The organism is uncultured Ralstonia sp. (assembly GCA_913056305.1).
In the GTDB taxonomy this organism is placed as follows: domain Bacteria; phylum Pseudomonadota; class Gammaproteobacteria; order Burkholderiales; family Burkholderiaceae; genus Ralstonia.
Genome location: CAJXMR010000295.1, coordinates 1 through 4,797, shown reverse-complemented (window position 1 = coordinate 4,797; position 4,797 = coordinate 1). Strand labels below are relative to the sequence as shown.

The window sequence follows — 4,797 nt, the reverse complement described above, 5'->3', positions numbered from 1 at the left end:
ATCTTGTGCAGGCCGATGTCGAAGATGTTCATGAACAGGAACGTCACCGCCAGCACCAGCGGAATCGTCAGGCCCACCACCAGCCCCGGCCACACGTCGATGCGCAGGCGCGGCTTGGTGTGCAGACCCAGCGAGAGGAAGCTCACGCCCAGCACGATCACAACCGCCTCGATCAGCACGTGCACGAACTCGCCCACGGAGTGCTGCACCGATTGCGGCTGGTCCTGCACCTGCTCCATCTCGATGCCGACCGGCAGCTTGGCGCGGATGGTGTCGACCGTCTTGCGCAGGTCCTTGCCGAGCTGGATGATGTCGCCGCCCTTGGTCATGGAGATGCCCAGGCCGATCACCTCGCGGCCGTTGTAGCGCATCTTGGCGTGCGGCGGATCGACGTAGCCGTGCTTGACCGCGGCGATGTCGGCCAGGCGGATGTTGGTGGTGCCGCCGGGGCCGCGCAGCGTCAGGTTCTCCAGGTCACGGATGTCCGAGAACTGGCCCGACAGGCGGATCTGCACGTTATCGGTGGGCGTCACCAGCACGCCGCTCGGGCCGATGTTGTTCTGCTGCCCGATCTGCGTGGCGATGCTGTTGATGTCCAACCCCATCTGCGCCAGCTTGGCCTGCTGGAACTCGATGTAGATCTTCTCGTCCTGGTCGCCCAGCAGCTCGACCTTGGCAACGTTGGGCACGCGCAGCAACTGCTGGCGGATCGCGTCCGCATAATCGTTGAGCTGGCGGTAGGAAAACCCATCGGCGGACAGCGCGTAGATCGAGCCGTACACGTCGCCAAAGTCATCGTTGAAGTACGGCCCGCGCACGCCCTGTGGCAACGTACCCGCGATGTCCCCCACTTTCTTGCGGACCGTGTACCAGAGCTGCTGCGTGTCCTTGGACGGCGACGTGTCGGCCAGCTGGAACGTGACCAGCGTCTCGCCCGGCTTGGAGTAGCTGCGGATCTTCCAGGCGTACGGCACTTCCTGCAGCGCCTTCTCGATCTTGTCGGTCACCTGACGCGACATCTGCTCGGCCGTGGCGCCGGGCCAGAAGGCCTGCACCACCATCGCGCGGAAGGTAAAGGGCGGGTCTTCGTCCTGCCCCAGCTTGGAATACGCAAAGATGCCGCCGAGCAGCAGCGCGACCAGCAGGAAGCGGGTCAGCGGCTGGTGTTCCAGCGCCCAGCGTGACAGGTTGAAACGGGAATGTTCCATGCGCGCGAAGGTTGGCGTGATTGGGCGAAGAGCCGACCGGGGCTCAGCGGCGCGGCGTAATGGCGGATTGCGCTGAGGGCTGGTCGGCCGGCGCCATCGGCATCACCTTCTGGCCGGCCTTGAGCAGATGCACCCCAGCCGTGACGATGGTCTGGCCGGGCGCGAGGCCGCTGGTGACCAGCAGTACGTTGTCGCGCGGCTCGCCCACCGTCACCGGCACGGGCTTGACCGTCTGCGAAGCGGCGTCGTACAGCCACACGACGTTCTTGCCCTGGTCCTGCAGCAGCGCGCTGATCGGCACGCGCACACCCATGCCGCCGCTGTCGGCACCACCGCCAGGGCGCACGAACGTGGCCACCGCCGTCATGCCGAGCTTCAGTTCGGGCGGCGGGTTCGGCACAGAAATCTTCGTCGTGTACGTGCGGGTGAGCGGGTCGGCGGCCGGCGCAATCTCGCGCACCTTGCCGGCCAAGCTGCGCGACTGGTCGGCCCAGAGCTTGACGCGCACTTCGGGCGACTTGCGCAAGGCGTCCACCTGGTCTTCGGGAATGCCGACCACGACTTCCTTCTCCGCCGTCTGCGCCACACGCACGACCGGCTGCCCGGCGGACACGACCTGCCCGACCTCGGCATCGACGCCCGTCACCACGCCATCCGCATCAGCTTCGAGCGTGGCGTAGGCCGCCTGATTGGCCTGATTGCGATAACCGGCCGTGGCCTGCTCGTAACGGGCCTGGGCGGCATCGTAGTTGGCTTGATGGCGCTGCTGTTCGGCTGCGCTGATGAAATTCTTGGCGTACAGCTCGGAAAAACGTTTGAGGTCGGCGGCAGCCAGGTCGCGGTCAGTCTTGGCAGCCGACAGTTGGGCCTGGGCTGATTGCTGGGCGAGCGCCAGATCGGTCGGGTCGAGCCGTGCCAGCACCTGCCCCTTCTTGACCGTCGCCCCCACATCGACCAGCCGCGCAACGATCTTGCCCGGCACGCGGAAGCCCAGGCGCGATTCAATGCGTGGGCGCACGTCGCCGGAGAAATCGACGGTGCCGGCAGCCTGCTCGCTCACCACCGTCATGGTGCGCACGGGGCGCACGTCGGGTGCCTTGGGCTGCTCCTTGCTGCAGCCGGCCAGCAGCGCCGCGCCGGTCAGCAAGACCGCTGCTGCTGCGGGATAGCTCGATCGCCTGCGCAGCCGATGGCGCGTGTCGGAAGAACCGGTGGAGTCGGACTGCGGGTACGGCAGGCATAGCGCACGGCTGACAGGCATGACACGCTCTCAGTAAATAACTGACCGGTCAGTAATATACCCACCGGTTCGTCGAGGGTCAACGATTAGGAATATTCCTATTGACCAAGGATTGCCCACTGACTTTAGACGGCCACATCCCCAGCCGGGGGTGCCATGTAGAATGGCCGCCCTGTCCGACCCCCACCGCCCCCTTTCTGCCCCTTTTTCTGCCGTGACCCCCGACGACTATTGCGCCGACAAGGCCGCCCCGCCTGGCAGCAGCCTGTATTACAGCGTCCTGTTCCTGGCGCCCGAACGCCGCCGCGCGACCATCGCGCTGGAAGCCATGCGCCGCGAACTGGAAGACGCCGTACGCGACGCCACGGACCCGGCGGTGGTGCAATCCAAGCTGCAATGGTGGCGGCACGAGCTGGCACGGCTGTCCGAGGGACGTCCGGAGCACCCGGCCACCCAGGCGCTACACCCGCACCTGGCCACCTACGACATCGGTGCCGTGCATCTGGGCGAGCTGTTCGCGGGTGTCGAGGCCGATGCCATGCAGAACCGCTACCTGGATTGGCCCAACCTGCGCCGCCATGGCGACCAGGTGGCGGGCGTGGCCGGCCGGCTGGCCGCGCGCATCGCCGGCCACGTGCAGGCACGAACACTGGAATTTGCCCGGCTGCAGGCGCTGTCCGAGCAGCTCGTGCACTTCATCCGCAACCTGGGCGACGACGTGCGCCACAACCGCGTCTACATCCCCGTGGACGAGTTGCAGCGCTTCAATGTGCCAGCGAGCGATCTGTTCAATCGGCGGTATTCGGACGGCTTCAAGGCGCTGATGGCCTTCCAGGCCGAGCGTGCCCGCGCCACGCACCAGGAAGCGCTGACCGCGCTGCCGGCTGAAGACCGCCGCGCCCAGCGCCCGGCGCTGATCCGCGGCGTGCTGGCGATGCGCCTGCTCGACGAGATCGAGGCCGATGGCTTCCAGGTGCTGACCCAACGCACCGACCTGACACCGCTGCGCAAGCTGTGGCTGGCCTGGAAGACGCAAATCCGCGCGTGATCTGCGCCTTCGCCCTCAGGTCTTGATCAGGTCCAGCGGCGCAAAGCGGCCGGCCAGCACCGGCTGAGAATCCATCCCCCACCAGCGCTCCAGCACCGTCGCGTAAAGCGAGCGGAAATCCACCGCCGGCGCCAGGTTGCCGCCACCATCGAGCTGTTCCAGCACCGGCCCATGCCCGGTCAGCCCGCCCTTGACGCGCCCGCCGGCCACAAAGTGGGCAGCGGCGGTGCCGTGGTCGGTGCCGTTATTCAGGTTCTCGCGCGGGCGGCGGCCGAACTCAGAGTACGTCACGATCAGCGTGTCGTTCCAGCGGCCCAGCTCGGTGAGCGCGCTCTTGAGCGAGGCAATGCCCTCGCCCAGCTGGCGCAGCAGATTCGCCTGCGTGCCCTGCTGGTTGGTATGCGTATCGAAGCTGCCCAGCGACAGGCACACCACCGCCACATCCGCGCCACCGCGCCCGGGCGCCGCCACCACCTGCATGGCCGCCTTGATGGAGTTGCCGAAGCCGCCGTCCGGGAAGTGCGTCTTGAATTCGAACTTGCCGGCCTTCGGGCGCAGGCCGTCAGCCGCCTTGACAATATCCGCCTCGACCTTGAGCACATGCTCCAGCGTCGCGTTGCCCAGGGCGTGGGACGGCATCGCCAGCTTGGCTTCGTTGAGGAAGGCGTCCGGATTGGCCAGCGCCACCGCGCGGGCGCCCCCGTCCAGCGGGCCCAGGTCGGCCGTACCGACGATTACACCATCCGCGCCAAACGACGCCGGCACCGGTCGGGCGGCAAACGTGCGGGTCAGCCAGCCTTCGCGCAGATACTGATCGGAGCGCGAAGCCGTGTCCCAGATCTCGATCGAGCGGAAGTGCGACAGGTTCGGCTGCGGATACGACAACCCCTGCACCACCGACAGCTCGCCGGCCTGCCACAACGGCATCATCGGCTGCAGCGAGGGATGCAGGCCATAGCGGTCATCGAGCTGCAGCACCTGCTCGCGCTTGATGGCGATGCGCGGGCGCAGTGCGTAATACTGCGTGCTGGTGTACGGCACCACGGTGTTCAGCCCGTCGTTGCCGCCCTTCAGCTCGATCATGATCAGCAGGTTGCCGTAACCCTTGCGCCCGCCTTGATCCCGCTGCCCCTGCGCGAAGACGATGCCCGGTACTGCGCCACCCATGCCGAGCACAGCGCCCGCTTTCAGAAAATCGCGACGTTCCATGATGTCCTCCGACGCGTGGGTGGTTACTTGAGTTGGTAAGCCGGGTCCATCATCAGCGTGCGCAGGTACGCCGTACCGGCCAGCTTGACGGG

General features: G+C 66.8%; 4 protein-coding genes. 1 reads left to right on the top strand and 3 read right to left on the bottom strand.

Annotation, left to right across the window (positions count from 1 at the left end):
- Both QZ609_RS24730 and QZ609_RS24725 read right to left on the bottom strand, forming a co-directional pair.
- On the bottom strand, positions 1–1,208 hold a 1,208-nt coding region (locus QZ609_RS24730; RefSeq protein ID WP_295500564.1), incomplete at its 3' end, for an efflux RND transporter permease subunit.
- A 43-nt stretch (positions 1,209–1,251) separates the two neighbouring features.
- A complete protein-coding gene (locus QZ609_RS24725; protein ID WP_295500561.1) occupies positions 1,252–2,469 on the bottom strand; it encodes an efflux RND transporter periplasmic adaptor subunit in 1,218 nt (405 codons plus the stop codon).
- Between the two features lie 142 nt (positions 2,470–2,611).
- Between QZ609_RS24725 and hpnD the strand changes: the two genes are divergently transcribed.
- The gene (hpnD, locus tag QZ609_RS24720; RefSeq protein ID WP_295500558.1) at positions 2,612–3,496 is read left to right on the top strand and encodes a presqualene diphosphate synthase HpnD; all 885 of its coding nucleotides are present in this window, start codon (positions 2,612–2,614) and stop codon (positions 3,494–3,496) included.
- A gap of 15 nt (positions 3,497–3,511) precedes the next feature.
- On the opposite strand, the gene QZ609_RS24715 is transcribed toward hpnD, so the two are convergent.
- Positions 3,512–4,705: a DUF1501 domain-containing protein gene (locus QZ609_RS24715; RefSeq protein WP_295500555.1), complete on the bottom strand. Its 1,194-nt coding sequence runs from the start codon at positions 4,703–4,705 to the stop codon at positions 3,512–3,514.
- Between the last annotated feature and the right edge of the window lie 92 nt (positions 4,706–4,797).